At 60.1% G+C, this 22771-nt stretch carries 9 protein-coding genes and 3 pseudogenes; 9 read left to right on the plus strand and 3 right to left on the minus strand.

The window, feature by feature from the left end:
- Positions 1-73: 73 nt before the first annotated feature.
- The 3 genes and pseudogenes from OZX74_RS08935 to OZX74_RS08945 form a co-directional block, all read right to left on the minus strand.
- Positions 74-1286, minus strand: a pseudogene (locus tag OZX74_RS08935) (aminotransferase class I/II-fold pyridoxal phosphate-dependent enzyme).
- Positions 1287-1511: 225 nt separating this feature from the next.
- The gene (locus tag OZX74_RS08940) at positions 1512-2855 is read right to left on the minus strand and encodes an alpha/beta hydrolase (protein ID WP_277156558.1); all 1344 of its coding nucleotides are present in this window, start codon (positions 2853-2855) and stop codon (positions 1512-1514) included.
- A 115-nt stretch (positions 2856-2970) separates the two neighbouring features.
- Positions 2971-5451 carry an alpha/beta fold hydrolase gene (locus OZX74_RS08945; protein WP_277156559.1) on the minus strand — a complete coding sequence of 827 codons (2481 nt, stop codon included), beginning with the start codon at positions 5449-5451 and terminating at the stop codon, positions 2971-2973.
- Positions 5452-5708: 257 nt separating this feature from the next.
- Between OZX74_RS08945 and OZX74_RS08950 the strand changes: the two genes are divergently transcribed.
- The 9 genes and pseudogenes from OZX74_RS08950 to pknB all read left to right on the plus strand — a co-directional run bounded on the left by OZX74_RS08950 (position 5709) and on the right by pknB (position 22690).
- Positions 5709-6179, plus strand: a complete 471-nt coding sequence (locus OZX74_RS08950; protein WP_277156560.1) for a hypothetical protein — start codon at positions 5709-5711, stop codon at positions 6177-6179.
- A 730-nt stretch (positions 6180-6909) separates the two neighbouring features.
- Entirely contained in the window at positions 6910-12210 is a 5301-nt protein-coding gene (locus tag OZX74_RS08955) for a BspA family leucine-rich repeat surface protein (protein ID WP_277156561.1), read from the plus strand.
- A 226-nt stretch (positions 12211-12436) separates the two neighbouring features.
- A complete protein-coding gene (locus OZX74_RS08960; RefSeq protein ID WP_277145993.1) occupies positions 12437-13138 on the plus strand; it encodes a DUF3662 and FHA domain-containing protein in 702 nt (233 codons plus the stop codon).
- Between the two features lie 25 nt (positions 13139-13163).
- On the plus strand, positions 13164-13721 hold the full coding sequence (locus OZX74_RS08965; RefSeq protein WP_277156562.1) for an FHA domain-containing protein: 558 nt from the start codon (positions 13164-13166) through the stop codon (positions 13719-13721).
- 222 nt (positions 13722-13943) lie between these two features.
- Positions 13944-14888, plus strand: a pseudogene (locus OZX74_RS08970) (PP2C family serine/threonine-protein phosphatase); the annotation flags it as partial.
- Between the two features lie 911 nt (positions 14889-15799).
- Positions 15800-17464, plus strand: a complete 1665-nt coding sequence (locus OZX74_RS08975) for an FtsW/RodA/SpoVE family cell cycle protein (RefSeq protein WP_277156563.1) — start codon at positions 15800-15802, stop codon at positions 17462-17464.
- Positions 17461-18930 carry a penicillin-binding protein 2 gene (locus tag OZX74_RS08980; protein ID WP_277156564.1) on the plus strand — a complete coding sequence of 490 codons (1470 nt, stop codon included), beginning with the start codon at positions 17461-17463 and terminating at the stop codon, positions 18928-18930. The genes OZX74_RS08975 and OZX74_RS08980 overlap by 4 nt, the downstream gene beginning before the upstream one ends.
- Positions 18927-19757 (plus strand): annotated as a pseudogene (locus OZX74_RS08985) (serine/threonine-protein kinase); the annotation flags it as partial. The gene OZX74_RS08980 and the pseudogene OZX74_RS08985, both read left to right, overlap by 4 nt.
- An 851-nt stretch (positions 19758-20608) precedes the next feature.
- Positions 20609-22690: a Stk1 family PASTA domain-containing Ser/Thr kinase gene (pknB, locus tag OZX74_RS08990; RefSeq protein ID WP_277156565.1), complete on the plus strand. Its 2082-nt coding sequence runs from the start codon at positions 20609-20611 to the stop codon at positions 22688-22690.
- The last annotated feature ends 81 nt before the right edge of the window (positions 22691-22771 follow it).

Raw genomic sequence — 22771 nt, forward strand, 5'->3', positions numbered from 1 at the left:
GCTACCAAGCACATACTTGGTAGCGGTTTCTGATATCCAAACGAACAAATAATCAGTAGCCTCGCGCAGAACCTCAGTCGACGAAAACGTACTTCGACAGGCGATCCATCGCTTCCTGCACGCGGGAAAGCGGCAGGGCGACGTTCATACGGATGGCGCACGGAGCCTTGAACTGGCGACCGTCCTGTACGGCGACGCCGACATTCCACGCGCGCTTGAGCACCTCGTCAAGCGTGACGTTGTGCGCCTCGCACCAGCCGGTGCAATCGAGGAAGAGCATATAGGTGCCCTCGGGGTGCGCGAAGGTGACACCCGGGAAATGCTGGGCAAAGTAATCACAGACATAGTCGACGTTGCCGGTGAGCACCTGCCGCAGCTCGTCCAGCCACTCGTGGCCTTCAGGCTTGTAGGCACCGATCAGCGCATGCATCGACAGCACGTTCATCTCGTTGTAGACCGCCTTCGAGCTGTAGGCCGTCACGCGGTCACGCAGGTACTTGTTGTAGATGATGTGATACGAACCGATAAGGCCGGCGAGGTTGAAGGTCTTGCTCGGCGCGTAAAGCGCGACGGTGCGGTTGCGGGCATCGTCGCTGACCGACTGGGTCGGGACGTGCTTGTGGCCCTCGAGAATGATGTCGGACCAGATTTCGTCGGAGATGACCACGCAGTCATTGGCGCGGTAGACCTCCATTGCCTTCTCGATCTCCCAGCGCTCCCAGACGCGGCCGCATGGGTTGTGCGGGCTGCAGAAGACGGCGACGTGGATGTCGTTTTCCTTGATTTTCTTATCCATATCGTCGAAGTCCATGCGCCAAACGCCCTTGTCGTCACGCTTGAGCGCCGAGTGGACGATGTGGTAGCCGTTGGATTCGATGGCATTGGTGAAGCCCACGTAGGTCGGCTGATGCACGAGCACCGAGTCGCCGGGGGTCGCAAAGGAATGCAGCGTGGAGACCAGCCCGCCGAGCACGCCGTTTTCGTAGCCGATATCCTCCGGCTTGAGGTCGGTCACGCCGTTGCGCGTCTTTTGCCAGTCGATGATGGAATTGTAATACTCATCGCTCGGATTGAAATAGCCGAACGCCGGGTGCTTCGCACGCTCGATGATGGCATCCGGTGATTGTCGGAGCCGTGGGAAAATTCATGTCGGCGATCCACATCGGAATGACGTCGTAACCATCCTTCGGCGGTTCCGGAGTAAAGCCAGGCTCCGCACCCAGCCCGTCAACGGCGATGGCATCCTTGCCGTGCCGGTCCATAATCGACGTGAAATCGTACTTCATTCTTGCTCCTTTATTTATCGCGATACGTAGCAGCTTTGCACACTATCGCTGCATTTTATACGTCATTGCTTCCGTATCACTCCACTGTACAACCGATGATTCCTAGAAATGCTACGACCATATTTCGGGCAGGCCGGCAACAAGTCAAAACTCGCGTCGGCTCAGAGTTGCAATGTTCGCGGTATTCCTTTTATTACGTTTCGCAACGGATCAAACGAAACCCCGCTATTCCTCTTCGGCGACCATGTCATCCACGGATTCGCCGTAGAAGTCGATGATGCGGTCGACGTAGGGGCCGAGGATCGCGTTGGGCATGCTGAAAATCTCGTGGACCGCCGGCTCGACTCGTTCCAAAACCACGTCCCCGCTTTCGACGCGGACGCGCTCGACGAAACGGTTTTGCGCTCCATTGTGCACCCACGTATCGCGGCCGGCCTGGAAGAGCAGAATCGGCGTCTCGATACGCGAACAGGCCTCGCGCCGCAGAATCGCGCGCGACATCTTAAGCGCCTGATTGACCCAGCCGAACGTGGCGGCGTTGGTCTGGTAGTGCTTGTCTTTCACACGCCAGCTGAAATACCATTGCACGCGCGCTTGCTCGGCACCCTCGTATCCCTTGAGTTTCATGGTCGGCGAGAACTCGGTTTGCCCGGGTGCACGGCGGCGCGAAAGTCCGACTGCACTGGCGAGCGCAGTGGCGGGCCCGGCGATGGCATTGGACATTCCGGTGACCGGATCGATCATCGGCGAGGAAAGCACAGCGCGGTCGAAGAGCATCGGGAAGCTTTCGAGCGTCGCCGCCGCGATGCCGCCGCCCATCGAGTGCGAATACAAGTGCATCGGCTGATCGCCTGCGTACTGCCGTCCGACGGTCTGCGCGAATTTGGCGAGATCAGCGACATATCGCCGCCAATCGTCGATCCAGACCAGCGAGGGATTGCTGACGTCGCGCACGGAATAGCCGTGGCCGCGATGTTCCAAAATGCAGACGGAATAACCCGCGAGCAGGAAATACCAGGTCATTTCGGTGTGCTTGGCGGCGAATTCCGTAAAGCCGAACGAGAAGACGATCGAACCGCGGAATTTGGCGCTGGCACCGTCGATATTGAGGGCGTCGAACTTGTGCGCGTCGAAGCAAACATAATGCAATGCCCCGGGCGTCGGCGGTGCGGGCAACGACGAGATACCAAAGAGCTTGCTGTGCATCATTCGTTGCTCGTCCGCTTCGTCCGGACCGGTGTCGATGCCGCCGCCGCTGATTCCGATACCCGCATCCCCCATACCGATGTGGGTGGTGCCGCTGGCGTCGCCTGCGATATCGGAGGCAGCCGAACCCGCGGCTCGGGAATCGGCATCCGTACCATTCCCGCCATCGACAGTATCGGGATTACCGATATCACCCGAAACGCTTTGATACGCGCTACTTTGCACCGTGAGGTTAGCCGAATCGGTGTCAGATACCCCGGCAGGCGACATCCATCCTTCCTCGCGGCAATGAGCGAGCGCCGGCAACACGGTCTCGCGCATCACGTCGGCGTAATGGTTCTCGTCAATCAACGGCATATGCATACCGCTAGTCTATCCGCAACCGCTGGCACATTTCGCACCGGTTCCATACACATATGTTCGCAATTTAAAAGCGAAACGAAAGCGGGAAAACGACCTCGCTATGCAGCAACCTCGTTCAGCCCTCGATTCCCAGCGCATCGTAGAGGAAGTCGCGCTGGAGGGTCAGGAGGTTTTCGGCGACCTTCGGGTCATTGGTCATGTGGGTGATGCCCGTGAGCGGCAGGTAGGTGTGGGGACGGCCGGCCTCCATCAGCGCCTTGGAAAGCCGCAGCGAGTTGGCGATGCTGACGTTGTCGTCGGCGAAACCGTGGATGAGCATCAGCGGGCGGCGCAGCTTGGGCGCGTCGGCGACGATGGAGTTGCGCTCGTAGACCGCCGGGTCGAGGCCAAGATAACGTTCGGTGTAATGCGTATCGTACAGCGTCCATTCCGTTGGCGGCGCACCGGCGCAGGCCGCGCGGAAGACGTCGGGGGCATCGATGGCGACGAGTGCCGAAAGGAAGCCGCCGAACGACCACCCGATCATCGTCACGCGGTCGAGATCGGCTTCGGGCGCGACCTGCGGCAGCGCGTGCACGACCTCCACCTGATCGTCGAGCGAGACGAATTTCATGTCCTCGAACATCTCGCGGTCCCACTTCGGGCCGCGCCCGGTGGTGCCGCGGTTGTCGGCGGTGACCACGATGAAGCCCTGATCGGCCCACCACTGGGCCTCCCAATAGTTGGCCTGCGAGAAGGTGACCTGCTGGAATCCGGGGCCGCCGTATGGCTTCATCAGCACCGGCAGCTTGGCTGCGCCGGCAAATTTGCTGGAAGCGCTCGGGCGGGTGATAGCGGTGAACATGCGGTGCTCGCCGATGCGTACGAACACGGTATTCGGCGTGAAACCAGGGGTTTCGGCATGGCTGGCGACTGGGGCTTCCGTCACGTAGCCGGAGTCGTTTGTCAGTACGTTGTCGCTACGTTTATGATCTGATTTGCCAGCAAGCGCACACACCATTATCGCGCTGGAATGCGCCATATCATGGCCGAACACCGCGATGCCGTTACCTGCGCGGCTGGCCGTCCACACGCCTGGATGCGCGGTGATCGGCGTGATATTCCCGCCAAAACCGATGGTAACCACATCGTAGCTACGAGCGTCGTGGAGCGCTTCGTCGCCCTGCCAAGCGGCAGGGACTTTCGGCTTCAACACATCATTTTCATCAGGCGTACGCTGCACCACCGCAAGCACGTTCTCGTCGCCGACATCCAGCACTTCGCGCACCTGCCAGTCGACCGGCGTGAACGCCTTGCCGTCGACAGTCAGCCGGTTGGTGTCGGTATCCATATCGTTCAAGGCGCAGACCAACCGTCCATCCGGCGTGAAGGCCGGAGTACCAAGTACGAGGTCGATCCACTGGTCGTTGGCGTGCTCCTCCAGAACGCGGGTACGTCCGTCGGGTTGCACCTCCAGCACCTGGTCGCGCGTCTGCCGACGGTTCTGCACCAGCACCAGCGGCTCGTGGCCAGCCTTCCAGCTTACGGCCGCCACATATTCGTAAGCCTCGCGATCCCACGAAACGTTCTGCACATCGCAACCTGCATAGTGTTCGTCGCGCCCGTCATCGAACTCAAGATGAGCCAGCATCAGCCGCGTGATGGCGTTCTTGGTCAACGCCCTCGCGTAACGCCGCCCAGCCGCAGGCTTGTCAGGATGGGCCGGATCGCTGATATACCACATCGGTTCGGGCGAGCTATCATACATTTCGAAAAGCAGTCCACGCGAGTCCGGGGCCCACCAGAAGCCGTCGTAACGGTCCATTTCCTCACCGGCCACAAACTCGGCCAACCCGATTTTGAGCGTCCCGTTCGGATCGTTGCCAACGCTCCACACGGTGCTGAACCGGTCGCCGGAAGTGTTGGCATCGCTGACGTTTCCTGCCTCATAAGCCTCTTGCGCCTCAGCTGCGCAAGTGTGTGGATGCGCGTGATCATGAGACCGACGAGCTGCATCATCGAATCCGCTATCACCCCAATCGGCGATATCCACCATCACCAAACGCGCGCCGGTCGTATAGGCGATATGCCGTCCATCCGGCGAAATCCTAGGATTCAGCACCGGCAACCACTTGCCGCCATCATCCCCTTGGCCGCCAATCGCGATCTGCCGTGTACGAGCGCCGTCGCCATCCTCGTCAATCTCGCTGACGAACAGCTGGCCGTTAATGGTGAAGGCCACGCGACGCCCCATCGAATCCGCGGAATACGAAACGATGCCCTGTCCGCCTTCACGGGCACGCTCGCGCCGCGCCTTCTCCTCGGCCGGCACGTCCTCGTTGTCGGCATCGGCGAGCAGTTCACGCGGGTCGGCCAGCAGCACCTCACGATGCGACCCATCGCCGCCGCCAATCACGCTCATCCAGAGCGAGGTAACCAGATCCTCCGGCCCATCCGAACGCAGAAACAGCGCCCGCGACCCGTCTCCAATCACCGACGCGGACCGAGGCGCCCCGCCCGTGAACCGCAGTGAACGCGCCCTGCGTCCCGGAAACTGCGCAATCGCCTTGACTTGCGAACCCAAATCGTCGTTATTTTTACTTTTGTCTAAAGTCATATTCCAAGTATAAAGAACGAGCCTCACACCAACTCATGGTTGCCAAAAGTAACCGCTTGGAATCCGTACAGTATCTTTTGGCAACCATGGGTTCATATGAGCGTTCAATAATCATGCGACAGTTCGGCGCAGAATGTCGTACCATATAAATAAAGAGTTGTGGCAAGAGAAGCCGAGAAAAGGGAAAACGATGAAGTTTTGCAACAAATGCAGGCATTGACTCGACCCAGCTCACTCTTTCGCCCGCCTCCGAATATGTGACCGACGCCCGCAACGTCAAGCCCGGTTCGCCGTTTCTGGAATTCCGAGGTTCCAACAATGACTACCTCTGCCAAAACGGTACTAAGGGGTCGGCTTGCAAGAACAGCTACCAGACCACTCCCGAGGTGGAACGTTGGCCGGCGCATATCGTCTACGCCTTCAAAGGCGGGGACACTTCAAGCTGGTATAAGCCCGATGCCGCACTGTCCATTCAGGGATTCATGTCCGACAGCACGCAGACCGGCAGGAAGCCGGCTCCGACTGACAGAGCATACATCTATCCGGTCGGTTGGCACATGACTCTTGCGCCATACGAGGACACCGCATATTACTTCCAAGGCCGACGAGGACGAAAGGACTACCAATTGCTATTGTTGATGACGACTACCCGCACTTCAAAAGGGATGGCCGGAAATATGCGGTCCACCAGGGCTTCAAGGGATATGTTGGGGTTTCATCTTTTGTGATACATTACTTCGTCGCGCACCAAGGTGGCCAAGGCGTTGTTCGAATACACTGACTTCTCTATTAAAGAGATAGACCTGCTTTTAGGTTACGGCAATCCCTTGCATCTCTCCCGCCGTTCCGCAAAGAGACAGGCAAAATCCCAGGGGATACCGAGAAGAACCATTCGATGAAACTCCTGTTTCCAAAGGAGGAAAGCGGACTCATTGAGTCAACTTCCTTTTGTGCCTCATTTACTCAGCGAGATATGAAAAATAATATAATTATTTATATAAATAGCTAAAACCTATGTAATAAGTTTGGGATATATGTAATATATATATATAGAAGATTCGGGATGTTATCGCGGTCGCTCGATGTAATGCATAATGCGATCTTGTCAAGGTTGAAGAGGTTGGTTCTTATGGGTGTTATTCACAATCTGGTCGTATTGTTACTGTGCACGGCTCTGACGACTATCCCACTTCCCACGCAGATTCACCATATGCAAGATTCGGCTACGCCAAACGGTACAGCCCAATCCACCATATTCCGTAAACTCACCTCCCTGCTTCCCAAAGATGCCGTTGTCCATCGCGCATTCCAAAGCACCAAAAACCATAGCACTGCGCACGCCACGCCTACGCCAAAACCGGCAGCGCCAGCCCTCAGTTCGGCGTCACCCATCAAGCGCAATTCACGCCCACCCCGTCGCAGCCGACGAACCAAGATCATCAGGCAGGTTCCACACCCATGCCGGCAAATCCTGAATCCCTTCTGAGAGACCAGCCATCGGTAGGCACGCAGGCAGTATGCACGCCCCAAGACAGCACACCGAGCAACAAATGGGGCACGGCCTCCTGGAGCCTCAGCGGCGACTGCACCCTCACCATCGGAGCCGGCGACACCGGCAGCACCAACAGCCAGGCCACCTTCGGCAACAGCAGCGGGGCAAGTACGGTAGCCCACAACGCCACCAAGATAATCTTCAACGGCGATCTCGCTATCAACGTGAGCGGCGCATTCCAATCGTGGCCCGCATTGCAGAGCATCGACACCACATCCGGCGTAAACGTCACCCTTAACAGTTCCAGCGGTCAGAGCATGTTCCAAAACGACACCAAGCTCACTAGCCTCGATATCGCCGGCTGGAGGACCGACTCCCTGCTCTACACGTCCTACATGTTCCAGGGCGACACGGCCCTCACCAGCGCGGACCTGTCCGGCTGGAGGACCGCGACCCTCAACAACACCGAGAACATGTTCAACGGCTGCACCCAGCTGGCCAGCGTCGACCTGTCCGGCTGGAACTTCCACAACCTCGGCCCCACGGGCAACATGTTCAAGGACTGCGCCAAGCTCACCACGGTCACCGCCAAGAACTGGGCCGCCGACGGCGAACACAACAACATCACCAACGGCATCAACAACATCCTCGCCCAGATCACCAACCTGACCACCCTCGACGCCACCGGCTGGGACCTCTCCAAGACCGACACCTCCTCCTCCCCCTACGCCGTCGACACCATCGGCGCCTGGTTCTACAACCTCGCCAACCTGACCACCCTCAACGCCCGGGACTGGAAGTTCGCCGCCACCACCGGCACCGGCAAGGGCACCAGCGCCAAGAGCCTCCTGAGCAACACCAAGCTCGCCAGCGTCGACGTCACCGGCTGGAAGACCGCCAACGTCACCGACCTCAGCAACCTCTTCCACGCCGACCACACCTACAACCCCACCAACCTCACCGCCATCACCGGCCTCGACACCTGGGACACCGGCTCCGCCACCACCATGAGCGGCATGTTCCAGGACCAGGCCAAACTCACCACCCTCACCGTCACCGGCTGGCACGCCGGCAACGTCACCGACATGGCCAACATGTTCCAGGGCGACACCGGGCTCACCAGCATCGACCTCAACGGATGGGACGTCCGCAAGCTCACCAAAGCCCAGAACATGCTCTCCGGCTGCACGGGCCTGCGGTCGGCCAGCCTGGCCGACTGGAGGACCGACTCCCTGCTCTACACGTCCTACATGTTCCAGGGCGACACGGCCCTCACCAGCGCGGACCTGTCCGGCTGGAGGACCGCGACCCTCAACAACACCGAGAACATGTTCAACGGCTGCACCCAGCTGGCCAGCGTCGACCTGTCCGGCTGGAACTTCCACAACCTCGGCCCCACGGGCAACATGTTCAAGGACTGCGCCAAGCTCACCACGGTCACCGCCAAGAACTGGGCCGCCGACGGCGAACACAACAACATCACCAACGGCATCAACAACATCCTCGCCCAGATCACCAACCTGACCACCCTCGACGCCACCGGCTGGGACCTCTCCAAGACCGACACCTCCTCCTCCCCCTACGCCGTCGACACCATCGGCGCCTGGTTCTACAACCTCGCCAACCTGACCACCCTCAACGCCCGGGACTGGAAGTTCGCCGCCACCACCGGCACCGGCAAGGGCACCAGCGCCAAGAGCCTCCTGAGCAACACCAAGCTCGCCAGCGTCGACGTCACCGGCTGGAAGACCGCCAACGTCACCGACCTCAGCAACCTCTTCCACGCCGACCACACCTACAACCCCACCAACCTCACCGCCATCACCGGCCTCGACACCTGGGACACCGGCTCCGCCACCACCATGAGCGGCATGTTCCAGGACCAGGCCAAACTCACCACCCTCACCGTCACCGGCTGGCACGCCGGCAACGTCACCGACATGGCCAACATGTTCCAGGGCGACACCGGGCTCACCAGCATCGACCTCAACGGATGGGACGTCCGCAAGCTCACCAAAGCCCAGAACATGCTCTCCGGCTGCACGGGCCTGCGGTCGGCCAGCCTGGCCGACTGGAGGACCGACTCCCTGCTCTACACGTCCTACATGTTCCAGGGCGACACGGCCCTCACCAGCGCGGACCTGTCCGGCTGGAGGACCGCGACCCTCAACAACACCGAGAACATGTTCAACGGCTGCACCCAGCTGGCCAGCGTCGACCTGTCCGGCTGGAACTTCCACAACCTCGGCCCCACGGGCAACATGTTCAAGGACTGCGCCAAGCTCACCACGGTCACCGCCAAGAACTGGGCCGCCGACGGCGAACACAACAACATCACCAACGGCATCAACAACATCCTCGCCCAGATCACCAACCTGACCACCCTCGACGCCACCGGCTGGGACCTCTCCAAGACCGACACCTCCTCCTCCCCCTACGCCGTCGACACCATCGGCGCCTGGTTCTACAACCTCGCCAACCTGACCACCCTCAACGCCCGGGACTGGAAGTTCGCCGCCACCACCGGCACCGGCAAGGGCACCAGCGCCAAGAGCCTCCTGAGCAACACCAAGCTCGCCAGCGTCGACGTCACCGGCTGGAAGACCGCCAACGTCACCGACCTCAGCAACCTCTTCCACGCCGACCACACCTACAACCCCACCAACCTCACCGCCATCACCGGCCTCGACACCTGGGACACCGGCTCCGCCACCACCATGAGCGGCATGTTCCAGGACCAGGCCAAACTCACCACCCTCACCGTCACCGGCTGGCACGCCGGCAACGTCACCGACATGGCCAACATGTTCCAGGGCGACACCGGGCTCACCAGCATCGACCTCAACGGATGGGACGTCCGCAAGCTCACCAAAGCCCAGAACATGCTCTCCGGCTGCACGGGCCTGCGGTCGGCCAGCCTGGCCGACTGGAGGACCGACTCCCTGCTCTACACGTCCTACATGTTCCAGGGCGACACGGCCCTCACCAGCGCGGACCTGTCCGGCTGGAGGACCGCGACCCTCAACAACACCGAGAACATGTTCAACGGCTGCACCCAGCTGGCCAGCGTCGACCTGTCCGGCTGGAACTTCCACAACCTCGGCCCCACGGGCAACATGTTCAAGGACTGCGCCAAGCTCACCACGGTCACCGCCAAGAACTGGGCCGCCGACGGCGAACACAACAACATCACCAACGGCATCAACAACATCCTCGCCCAGATCACCAACCTGACCACCCTCGACGCCACCGGCTGGGACCTCTCCAAGACCGACACCTCCTCCTCCCCCTACGCCGTCGACACCATCGGCGCCTGGTTCTACAACCTCGCCAACCTGACCACCCTCAACGCCCGGGACTGGAAGTTCGCCGCCACCACCGGCACCGGCAAGGGCACCAGCGCCAAGAGCCTCCTGAGCAACACCAAGCTCGCCAGCGTCGACGTCACCGGCTGGAAGACCGCCAACGTCACCGACCTCAGCAACCTCTTCCACGCCGACCACACCTACAACCCCACCAACCTCACCGCCATCACCGGCCTCGACACCTGGGACACCGGCTCCGCCACCACCATGAGCGGCATGTTCCAGGACCAGGCCAAACTCACCACCCTCGACCTGCACACCTGGGACACCCACAGCCTGACCAACACCAACAGCATGTTCGCCGGCTGCACCGGCCTCACCAGCCTCGACCTGTTGGGCTGGGACACCAGAAGTGTCACCACCTACGACAGCATGACCAACATGATGCCAGAGGCGCTGCGCGTGCTCGTGTTGGGGCCGAACACCAAGCTCAAGAACGCCGACGCGTTCAATCTGGTGCGTGCCCCGTCATGGAAGCGGCTGAGCGGCTACGGCGTCAACGCCTCGGTGACCGATACCTTCCCGACCAAAGCCGCCCTGTCGACACGCGTGGCCGCGAACCCGCAGGGCGTGTACGTCGACGCCACCCTCTCCGGCCTGCAGATCGAGGTGGACGCCAACGGCGGCAACACCGACTTCCAACCTGCCCTGACCAACACGACCGACGGCCCCGGCGATGCAACGGTACCGATGGCCACTGTACTGACCAACAACAAAGCAGCCAGCCTGTTCAAAGGGTGGTACGACGATGAAGGCAACCCTGTTACCGAAGGCACCGTGATCCACCTCGCCCAAGGCCAATACACGCCATGCCGCATCATGGTCGTGCATGCGCAATGGAAGACCTCCAAGCCATTCATTGGCGACGCGGCCACACACGTGGCCGGCAATGGCGACGCGACATTCGATGTAACCGCCACGGGGGCAACAACCCTGACCAGTGGCACGGACAGTACCAACCCCACCCATAGTTGGACCTGCATGGACAACACCTGCACGGTGATCGGGAACCCGGTCGCATATCTGGAAGCCACGCCCGGCGCACAATATACGCTGACGGCAACGTCCCCGGGCTTTATCGACCCGATCACGCAAAACCCCGTGACTGGCGGCACCACCGTCAAGCACGGCTATCTGGAATACGCGAAGGCCACGTTCGACGGCAACGGCGCAGCCGTGGACGTGCCCGCCGCCATCAGCGCGTTCGCCGACTCCTCAACCCACCAGACCGTCGTGAAGATTCCAAGGGACACCATCCCCACCAAGGGCGACTACGACGTGTTCGCCGGTTGGTCCACCAGCATCAGCGCCACGCAGGCAGACGACACCTACAATCCTGGCAAGCCTCTGCTAGGCACCACCGAGGCCGACAAGAGCACCACCCTCTACGCCGTATGGCACACGCTCGCCAAGCCCACCATCACTGCCATCCGTGAGCCTGCCAAGGGCAACAAAGTCGCAGTGACTGCCACCAGTAAGCCATTGGCCGCCGGCGACACCATCCGCTACTGCGTCAGCCCCTCCGCTGTTGCTGGCGGCAGCTTCCCTGCTACTTGCTGGAATGACACGGTTCCCGCCGGTTCTTGGAACGGCACCACAGATTACAAATCCACCCATATGATTGACAAGGACGATATGCCATCTGCCGGCCACTATGATCTGACGGCCACTATCACGACCAGCGATACATGGAGACTGCCAGCCAACAGCACCATCAGCAACACCGGTAGCATCACGAATCTCTGGGTCATGGGACCCGGCTTCGTCGACCTGCCCTTGACAGGAAGCAGGTCGTGGCGGTTCGTCATACTACTGGTTGCCGCTCTTGTCACCGTCCTCACCCTTCTTGCAGCAGTCACCGATCTGCGCAACCGGAAGCGTCAGGCCGACCACCACAGATAGCCACACATGGGGCGGCAACGTTCAATAGACCATGCCGCCCCATGGTCCCAGCAGGCATTCCGGGTACGCATTCGGCATCAAGCAAATCCGCAAACCCCAATCGCAGCCGCATAAAACAGCACACACGTCAATCACCCCACAATGAAGAAATTGCACGGATTGGGTGGAAAATCATCACTCGTTTGCGGCCTCGCGTAAGATAGTATCTGATAAGAAAGGGGCTACGATGAGCGTTTTTGATCGTTTTGAGAAAAGCGTTGAGGGAGCCGTGAACGGTGTCTTCTCGAAATTCGGCTCGAAAGACCTTCAACCGGTTGACCTCTCCAGCGCTCTTGAACGCGAGATCGACGCGGAAGCGATGCCGGTCGGGCGCGATCGCACCGTTGCCCCGAACGAATACCGATTCAAGTTGAGCACACCCGATTTCGACCGCATCGAACAGTGGGGCAGCGAGACGCTTGCCAACGAGCTTGCAGACAATCTTACGCAGTACGCCAAAAGCCAGCACTACGCCTTCGTCGGCCCCGTCGTGGTCATCTTCGAGGAAGACCTTGACCTGAGCAAGGGCAACTTCAAACTCACCAGCGAATCTGTGCAAGGCAACGCCGTTCCGGTGACCACCGAGAACCAGTCGCAAGACAGCCCGATGCTCGAGATCAACGGCAACCAATACCTGCTGACCAAAGAGAAGACCATCGTCGGCCGCGGATCAGGCTGCGACATCGTCATCGACGATCCGGGAATCTCGCGCAACCACCTCGAAATCGACATCACTCCGAACGGCACCATCGCCCGCGATTTGGGTTCCACCAACGGAACCTACGTGGAAGGGCATCAAGTGCCGGCCGCGACCCTGCTCGACGGTAACACCATCACCATCGGCCACACCCGTATCCTCTATTGGGCTTCTCAGCAGGATCAGGAATAACGGCCAGACCCCAGGTACATCCCCTATGATCACAGAACTTACCTTTGCGATTCTCAAGTATGGGTTCCTCGCCCTGCTCTGGGTATTCGTATGGCTTGCCGTCCGTTCGCTGAAACGCGACGTCGAGACGCTGAGCCCGCACAAATCGTGGTCGCACCGCAAAAGTGCCCGCCGCGCGCGCAAGGCCGCCGAGTCCAACCCCATGCCGGCCAACGCCCCTGTGGCCACGTCGCACCGCGGGAACCCCGGCTTACAGATGGGCAATGCCGGCAGGTCCGGTGTCAATGCCAGGCCAACGCTTCTGACCATCATCGATGGGCCGCTCGCCGGTTCGTCCGTTCCGTTGAGCAACGGCACCATCACCCTCGGCCGTTCCAGCTCCAACACCGTGGTCCTGGACGACGAATTCGTTTCCTCCCAACATGCGCGCGTCTACGCAGACCCGGCCTCCGGTTCCTGGGCCATCGAAGACCTTGGCAGCACGAACGGCACCATCGTCAACCACCGCCGCATCACCTCGCCCGTGGTCCTGCCCGCGCGAGTGCCCGTGCGTATCGGCGCTACGACGTTCGAATTGAGGTGATTGCGAATGCCAGATACCTCGAACTTTTCAACTTCTTCGGCAGAAGGCCCTTCTATACAGCGCACTTCGATGCAGCCGCCTTCGCCAACGCAAAAGAATCATGCAGATTCCGCAATGCCGCCTTCAATCCCTGTAACCGAGAATCAGACCCACGACGCTAACGACGCAGGCGCGCCGCATACGCAACACATCGCCGTCGAACCGGCAGGGAAAACGGGAAAGATGCCCCAAGTGATTCCATCGGCCACCACTCATGCCGGCACTTCCAACAGCCAACAGCTTTTCCTCTATTCCACAACGGTTTCCGACGTCGGCACCGTACGTAGCAACAACCAGGATTCGTCATTCGCCGGCGAGCGCCTCATCGCCATCTGCGACGGCATGGGAGGGCACGCAGGCGGCGACACCGCCTCCACCATCGCCATCCGCTCCCTGGCGCACATCGAGCAGAGCGGCACCAAAAACGACGTGGCCTCCATCGCCTCGATGATGGAAACCAGCGTGATGGCGGCTCACGACGCCATCGTGGGCAAAGCCAAGCGCGAGCGCACCCTGGCAGGCATGGGCACCACGGTGACTGCCGTCGGCCTTGTTTCGGGCCATTGGGTCATCACCCATATCGGCGATTCACGCGCCTACCTGCTTCGTGACGGCAAGATCCGCCGCATGACGCAGGATCACAGCTACGTCCAGCACTTGATCGATACCGGTCGCATCAGCGAAGCCGAGGCCCGCAACCACCCGCAGCGCAATGTGGTCATGCGCGTGCTGGGCGATTTCGACATCGACCCGCACCCCGACATCGCGATCTTGACCGCAAAGCCCACCGATCGCTGGCTGCTGTGCTCCGACGGTCTTTCCGGCGTGCTGGAAGACGACACACTTGAGCACATGCTTGCCACGGTTTCCGACGAGGAGGAATGCGCCCAGCAGTTGGTCGCGATGGCGCTGAAGGCCGGAAGCACCGACAACGTCACGGCGGTCATCGCAGATGCGACCCTCGCGCTCGATGCCCGTTCCTTCGATCTGCCTCACCAGACCCCGATTGTCGGCGGCGCAGCGAGTTCCAATCTCGAGGCCATCGCCGACATCATCAAAGAGCCGGTCGCTTCCTCGCCTGCTCTGCGGCTTGGCAAGCAGTCCCCGGCACAGCGGGCCGCCGCTTTGACACACAGCGGATACGATGACACCGGCGACAATGACGGCGGCGCCGAAGGCGCTGAAGACCAATACCCTCCGAACGCTCAAAACTCGGTTTCCACCGATACCGACACTTCCCGCGGGACCGGCGACAAGCCTTCCGCCGCAGACGCTCAAGGTGACCAATCCGCTGAAAAGACTCACCATCATCATAAGAGCAGGCATCTCGACGATGCCTCTCTCGCCGGCGCCGAAGGCGATAACGGCAATATCGTCCACGTCGCCCAGCCTTCGGCCGTGCGTGACGAGAACGACAACAAGGCCAACATGGATACCGGCGAGATTCCGGTGGTCAAGAAAAAGGACGGCCGCGTCTCCGCCGATCCCAACGATCCGGAGGTCGCCCGCGCCATCCGCCGCGAACATTTGCGTGTACGCAGGGAAGAGCGTCGAAAGCACAATCGAGGCCGTATAGCGGTTATCATCGCTTTCATTATTGCGCTGGGCGCTTTGCTCGGCGTAGGATTCGGCGCATATCGATGGAGTCAAACGAAATATTACGTGGGAACGAGCGACGGCACCGTCGCCATTTACCAAGGCGTCAACACCAATCTGTTCAGCCTGCCTCTTTCGCACAAGGTCGAATCCACTGATATCAAGCTGACAAATCTGCCTCAATCCTGGAACGATGCGCTGGATGAAGGCATCGCCGTCGACACGCTCGCCGAGGCGAGAAGCCATGTCACCATGATCAGGAAAGAGGCCAAAACCCTCGACAAGTCCAAGAGCAAGGACACCCCTTTGCCTTGGTCAACCGAAGCTTCCGGTAGTTCTGCTGAATCAAGCAGTTCTGAATCAAGCGAATCCACATCCAGCAGCCCCGGTTCCGATGCAACGCCGGCAACGATAGAAGACACGCCTCAGAAGGCGGCGAGCGCATGATCGCCACCCGCTTCCGTCAGATTGGTCTGCTGCTGTTCGCCATCGCGATCAGCGGCATCGCCTTTTTTCAGCTTTTCGCGCGCGTCTACAGCGGCTTCCCCACCAACCTCGTCACGGCTCTGGTGGCGGTGGCCATACTGTTCATTGTGCTATGGGCGCTGCTGCTGAAATTCCAGCCCTACGCAAGCCAGCAAATCCTGCCGTGCGTGCTGCTGCTGACGGCTATCGGCACGATGATGATCGCCCGCATCGATTACACCAAAAACACCACCGTGGCCTACCGCCAGTTGATCTGGGTGTGCGTCGCACTGGTGCTGACCTGCATTTTCATCATCGCGCTGCGCGATTACCGCGTATTACGTCGCTTTTCGTATGTGAGCATGATCGTCGGCTTGGTGCTTCTGCTCTCCCCGATGATCCCGGGCCTCGGCAAGGAAATCGGCGGTGCGCGCATCTGGATCGGCTTCGGCTCGCACACCCTGCAACCCGGCGAATTCGCCAAATTGTTCCTCGCTTTCTTCTTTGCGGCCTACCTGTTCAACCACCGCGACCAGCTGGCCGTCGGCGGCAAGAAAGTGGTCGGCCTGCAGCTTCCCCGCGTACGCGACATGGGCCCGTTGATTCTGGTGTGGTTCGCCTCCATCGGTGTGTTGGTGGTCCAGCATGACCTTGGCACCTCGCTGATGTTCTTCGCCATGTTCGTCTCGATGCTTTACGTCGCCACCGGCCGCGGCAGCTGGCTGATCATCGGCGGCATCGCGTTCGTGGTCGCGGCGGTGTTCTCGGTCAAGTTCTTCGCCCACGTCGGCTATCGTGTCGACGGCTGGCTGCATCCTTTCGACGCCGCGGTTTATAACCGCAAGTACGGCAGCTCCTATCAGCTGGTCACCGGTATTTTCGGGCTCGCTTCCGGCGGGCTCCTGGGCACCGGCATAGGGCAAGGGCACCCCGGACTCACCCCGCTCGGCAACTCCGATTTCATCTATTCGTCCCTCGGCGAGGAACTTGGTCTGGCCGGCCTGATGGCGATTTTGATGCTTTACTTGATTATCATCACTTCCGGCTTGCTCACGGCTATGAAAATCAAGGACGGTTTCGGCAAACTTCTGGCTTCCGGCCTCGTGTTCACCATGGCCTTCCAGGTATTCACCGTGGTCGGCGGCCTCACCCTGGTCATTCCGATGACGGGCTTGACGCTGCCGTATATGGCTGCAGGCGGTTCGTCGCTGGTGGCGAACTATATCCTTGCGGCGCTGCTGATCGTGATTTCCAACGAGGCCAATAAGCCGGAGCCCGAAGGCGAACTTTCCAACACCATGCAGTACGAGGCGATGGCGGCGCTCAACGAACGCAGCGCACAGAAAAAGAACCGCGAAGCCAAGCATTCGCATTCCTCGCCGGCCACCCAGACTTCGACGTTCCCGCTCGCTTCCATCCGTGCAAACGAGGCGACAAAACAGTCGACAGATCAGCCCGCAGGGCAGCCAAGATCGGCTTCGTCATCGGCGGCATCGCAGCAATCCCCTCGGTCCAATGTCATATCGGCACCGACGGAAACCCATGATTCCGACATCGTCGAGCCTGCGAATCCCGGCGGTTTTGACAATGATCCGGGAATCCAAAACCTGAACTTTGATGACCTGCTGGGAGGCAAACGATGAACAAATACCTCCGTCAGCTTTTTACCGCCGTCATCATCCTCTTCGCGATTCTGGGACTTTCGAGCACCATGATCACGGCCATCCACGCCAACAAGCTCAACAATGACCCGCGCAACCAGCGAGGACTGTACCACGAATTCGACGCCCCTCGCGGCTCGATACTCGCTTCCGACGGTACGGTGATGGCCAAATCCGACCCGGTCAACGATCCGTTCGCCTACCAGCGCTCGTATGCCAACGGTCCGTTGTACGCGCCGGTGACCGGCTACTTCTCCATCAGCCAACGCGCTGACCGCGGTATCGAGGATTCTCGCAACAAACTGCTGACCGGCGAATCCAACCAACTGTTCTGGCAGCAGTTCAAGTCGCTGTTCACCGGTTCGGCCAACAAAGGCGCTTCCATCGAAACCTCCATCGACCCGAAGCTGCAGACCACGGCTTATGCGCAGATGGCCGGCAAAAGCGGTTCCGTGGTGGTCCTCGAGCCGAAGACCAGCCGCATTCTGGCGATGGTTTCGACGCCCAGCTATGACCCGAACGTACTTGCCAGCCACGATACAACGAAAGTCAATCAGGACTATTCACGTCTCACCGGCGACCAGGCGAACCCGATGCTCAATCGCGCGATTTCCGAGCTTTACCCGCCTGGATCCAGCTTCAAGACCGTCGTAGCCACGGCAGCGCTGGAAAGCGGCAAATACCAGTTGGATACACGCATTCCGGCCGGCGCAAGCTATACGCTGCCCAACACCAATACGAAACTCACGAACCAGGCAAGCGCCGCAAACGGTGGCGCCGACGGCCAGATCTCGTTCGAGGACGCGCTGGCCTATTCCTCCAACACCGCTTTCGCGCAGCTCGGCGTAACGCTGGGCGCACAGACCATTCAGGACACGGCCAAGAAGTTCGGTTTCGGTTCCTCGATCCGTATCGACGGCTCCAATTCGACCGGGGAGCCGATGCAGGCCATCGCTTCGAAATTCCCGGACAATCCTGCCCCGGACCGCCTCGCGCTGGCTTCCATCGGACAAGGCGACACCCAGGAGACGCCCTTGCAGAACGCGATGATCGCCTCGGCCATCGCCAACGGCGGAACGCTGATGCGTCCGACGCTGGTCGACCGTGTGCGTTCCAGCGATCTGACGGTCATCTCGAACACCAACCCGAGCGTGATGAGCCAGCCGATGAGCAAGGACACGGCCAATAAACTGACCGAAATGATGAAGGCCGTCATCACCAAGGAGAACCCGAATCTTGCGATTCCCGGCGTATCGATCGCAGCCAAAACCGGCACCGCGCAAATCGGTGTGGGCAACCAGAGCAACGATGGTTGGATCATGGGCTTCGCACCCGCAGACGACCCGAAAATCGCGGTCGCCGTGGTCGTTCATAATACAGATAGGGCAGGCAGTGATGCGGCCGGACCAATCATGAAGGCGATAATGAGGGAGGCACTGGGCAAATGAAGCTCGTTGAAGGTCAACTGATTCACAACCGGTACCGCCTTGATCACCGGCTCGCGCAAGGCGGGATGGGTGAGGTCTGGAAAGGCTATGACATCCAGCTCGGACGCGTGGTCGCCATCAAAGCGCTGCGTGGAGACCTGACCGACGTGGAGGCGAAGCGGCGCAGGTTGCGTATCGAAGCCCACAATTCCGCCGATCTGGCCCATCCGAATATCGCCGCATTGTTCGATTACTATGAGCACGACGGCATCGGCTTTTTGATCATGGAGTTCGTCGACAGCGAGTCGCTGGCCGACCTGTACCACGAAAAGGGCGCGATGGATCCGCTGGAATTGCTGCCGATTCTGGTGCAGGTCGCCCGTGGGCTCTACGTCGCGCACTCCCATGGCGTCATCCATCGTGATGTGAAACCCGCCAATATCATGGTCTCAAAGGACGGGCAGGTCAAGATCACCGATTTCGGCGTCTCCTATTCCACCAACCAGGCGCAAATCACGCAGGATGGCATGGTCGTCGGTACGGCGCAATACATTTCGCCTGAGCAGGCCCAGGGCAAGAAGGCCACCCCGCAGTCTGACATCTATTCGCTGGGAGTGGTGGCGTACGAAGGCTTGTGCGGGCAGCGCCCGTTCACCGGTGCCACGCCGGTGGATATCGCCGCCGCACATGTCAACGACGCCGTCCCGCCTCTGCCGGACACGGTAGACGTGCAACTGGGACAGTTCGTGATGTCGATGCTTGCCAAGGACCCACTCGACCGACCGAAGGACGCACTGGTGGTCTCCCGCACGCTTTCGCATATCGAGCGTCGGCTTTTCGATCAGGAAGCAACGCTGAACGAAACCACTATGGTCTCCCGTGACGGGCGTATCGCGCGACGCGTGGTCAGCGCCCCATATTCTTCCGACGGTTCGGTATCCGGCAGCCCTGCCGTCACGCCGAGGCACGACCCACCAGTCTCGGAAAAAGGCGGCAACGAAGGCCGGGGCGTTGAAAGCAAAGTCAACAGCGACATTGCCGACAACGACATAGATGACTCCACTTTGGGCAGCGAAACCCGCAATGCCATCATCAATGACGCCGCGAACGTTGAAGAAAACAGCAAAACCGGCAATCAGATTGAGACGCAGACCGACGATGTTAGCAAAGTCGACGAAAGCGATGTCTCCAATGGCACCGCTTCGAATGCCGCTTCCACAAGCGACGTCTCTGAGGCGACCAGCCAGAATTCATCCGACGAAACCGACAACGCTACCGAAACCGAAGCCAGCGAAGCCGACGATGATGTCAATGAAGAATTTTCACCGGCCGCACGGGCAGCAATACAGACAATGACGCAGACACTGCAAGCGATTACGAACTATCAGATTCCAGCCATAAAGACTGATGGCAGCGTACCTGTCGACGACAAGCCGCCTCAATCATCTCCGCGAACCGAAACTGCAAGCGCGCATACGCACGTAACCACAAGTGCGGATACAGACGCGAGCGCCAGCGGCAAACCGATTTCCTCATCTATAACTTCAGACACCAATAGAACGAATCCTGACCGCGAAACCGTGAAGAAACCCGCTGCCATCGATTCGTCAAACCCCTCTTCAGAAGCTGCCGAAACCAACATTCCGGTCACTCAAGTCAACGACCAGGCAGCGAATACTGAAAACCGGAAGGAGCAGCAATGAGCACCAATATGCCAACTTCACTGGCAAATGGCCGTTATCAGCTGGGACAATTAATCGGACGCGGCGGCATGGCCGAGGTCCATATCGCCCAAGACACCCGCCTGGGACGCGTCGTCGCAGTAAAAATCATGCGCTCCGACCTCGCCAACGATGATATCTTCCTGCGCCGCTTCGCCCGAGAGGCGCACTCCGTCGCCCAGATGAACAACGTCAACATCGTCAACATCTACGATTCCGGTGAAGAGGCCATCACCACCGAAGACGGCAACACCGAACGCGTGCCGTATATCGTCATGGAATATGTCAAGGGCCAGACCCTGCGCGACATCATCAAGGCGAACGGGCCGCTGAGCCAGCGCGACGCCGAGCAGGTGATGCTGGGAGTCCTCAACGCTCTTGACTATTCGCACCGGATGGGCATCATCCACCGCGATATCAAGCCCGGCAACATCATGATCAGCGAGCAGGGCATGGTCAAGGTCATGGACTTCGGCATTGCTCGCGCGCTCGACGATTCCGTGGCCACCATGACCCAGTCGCAGGGCGTGGTCGGCACCGCGCAGTACCTCTCTCCTGAGCAGGCACGCGGCGAGGCCGTCGACATGCGTTCCGACCTCTATTCCGCCGGTTGCGTGCTCTACGAAATGCTGACCGGACGTGCGCCTTTCACGGGCGATTCGGCCGTGGCCATCGCCTATCAGCACGTCTCGGAGGTCGCCACCCCGCCCAGCGCCATCGTGCCCGGCCTGCCCAAGATGTGGGATCAGATCTGCGCCAAGGCGATGGCCAAGGACCGGCAGAACCGCTACGCGACGGCCGCCGAGTTCCGCAACGATATTCTGACCTACATGAACGGCGGCATCCCGGTCGCCGCGGCGTTCAACCCGCTCACCGACCTCGCCAACATGAAGGAACGCAAGCAGGCCGAGCAGACCGCCGCCACCGAGGCGATGAACCCCGTTGAGACCACGGCCACGCAGGCTTTCGACCCGCTTACGGGCACGTACGGCAATCCTGCCGCCACACAGCTGGCGCCGAACACCGGCACCGCTCTCAAGTCGCGTGCCGAGAAAGCCGCGGAAGAGAAAGCGAAAAAGAAAAAGAAGATCATCATCGGCTCGGTCATCGGTGCCGTTGTCGCCATCCTCGCCATCGTGGGAATCGTCTACGGCGTCACCCACATGAAGAAGGCGGAAATGGTCACCGTCCCCACCTTCAATTCCACCACCACCCAGGCCCGGGCCGAAGAACAGCTCGACGAAGTGGGGCTGAAGATGAAGGTCGAGCAGGATACCGATTCGAGCGAGCCTAAAGGTACGTTTACCAAGCAGAATCCTGCGGGCAACGCCAAGGCTCCCAAGGGATCGACCGTCAAGGTCTGGTTCTCGACCGGCCCGCAGTCGGGTCAGGTACCCGACGTCAAGGGCAAATCGGTGGAAAGCGCCAGGGCCATACTCAAAAAGGCCGGTTTCAAAGTGTCTCCCGCCACCCAGACCGAAGACAGCTCGGACGTGGCCCAAGGCATGGTCACGCGCACCGACCCCGCCGCCGGCTCGGCCACCGACAAGGGCACGTCGTTGATGCTGTACATCTCCTCCGGCATGGCCAAGGTGCCTGACGTCACCGGCCAGCAGCAGGATCAGGCCCTGAACCAACTCAAGGCATTCACCGTCGTCGTTCAGCAGGAGACATCGGATAATGTGAACCAAGGTCTTGTTACCCGCACCGACCCAGCCGCCGGCTCCAGTCTTGCGCAGAGGGGCAATATCACCGTCTATGTTTCCTCCGGCAAGCCGAAGGTGACGGTGCCCAACGTCGATACCAGCGGCAAATCGACGGTCGCCCAGGTGAGAAGCGCTCTCATGGCTGCAGGTTTTAAGGTCAATCCCGAGACAGGCAACGACAACCTGATGGTAATCGGCATTTCCCCGACCGCAGGCTCGCAAGCCACCAAGGGCGACACCATCACCCTGAGCACGCAGGCACCGGCCCAGCAGCCCACCCCCAGCACCGGCAGCTCCTCCGGCACCGGCAATGCTGGCGGCAACGGCCAAACCGGAGGCGCCAGCAAGCAATAGTCAAGATCTGGGCATCGCCAGAAGACCAGCAACTTACGAGAGTGGGCTGACTATCGCTCTGAATTAATGTAATGGCCTTTC

It is taken from the genome of Bifidobacterium sp. ESL0798 (assembly GCF_029395415.1).
Taxonomy (GTDB): Bacteria; Actinomycetota; Actinomycetes; order Actinomycetales; family Bifidobacteriaceae; genus Bifidobacterium.

Bases quoted from the DNA above. Each gene is read 5' to 3' on its own strand.
- OZX74_RS08940 (WP_277156558.1), bottom strand. From the start codon at position 2,855: ATGCATATGCCGTTGATTGACGAGAACCATTACGCCGACGTGATGCGC.
- OZX74_RS08945 (WP_277156559.1), bottom strand. From the start codon at position 5,451: ATGACTTTAGACAAAAGTAAAAATAACGACGATTTGGGTTCGCAAGTC.
- OZX74_RS08955 (WP_277156561.1), top strand. From the start codon at position 6,910: ATGCCGGCAAATCCTGAATCCCTTCTGAGAGACCAGCCATCGGTAGGC.
- OZX74_RS08960 (WP_277145993.1), top strand. From the start codon at position 12,437: ATGAGCGTTTTTGATCGTTTTGAGAAAAGCGTTGAGGGAGCCGTGAAC.
- OZX74_RS08965 (WP_277156562.1), top strand. From the start codon at position 13,164: ATGATCACAGAACTTACCTTTGCGATTCTCAAGTATGGGTTCCTCGCC.
- OZX74_RS08975 (WP_277156563.1), top strand. From the start codon at position 15,800: ATGATCGCCACCCGCTTCCGTCAGATTGGTCTGCTGCTGTTCGCCATC.
- OZX74_RS08980 (WP_277156564.1), top strand. From the start codon at position 17,461: ATGAACAAATACCTCCGTCAGCTTTTTACCGCCGTCATCATCCTCTTC.
- pknB (WP_277156565.1), top strand. From the start codon at position 20,609: ATGAGCACCAATATGCCAACTTCACTGGCAAATGGCCGTTATCAGCTG.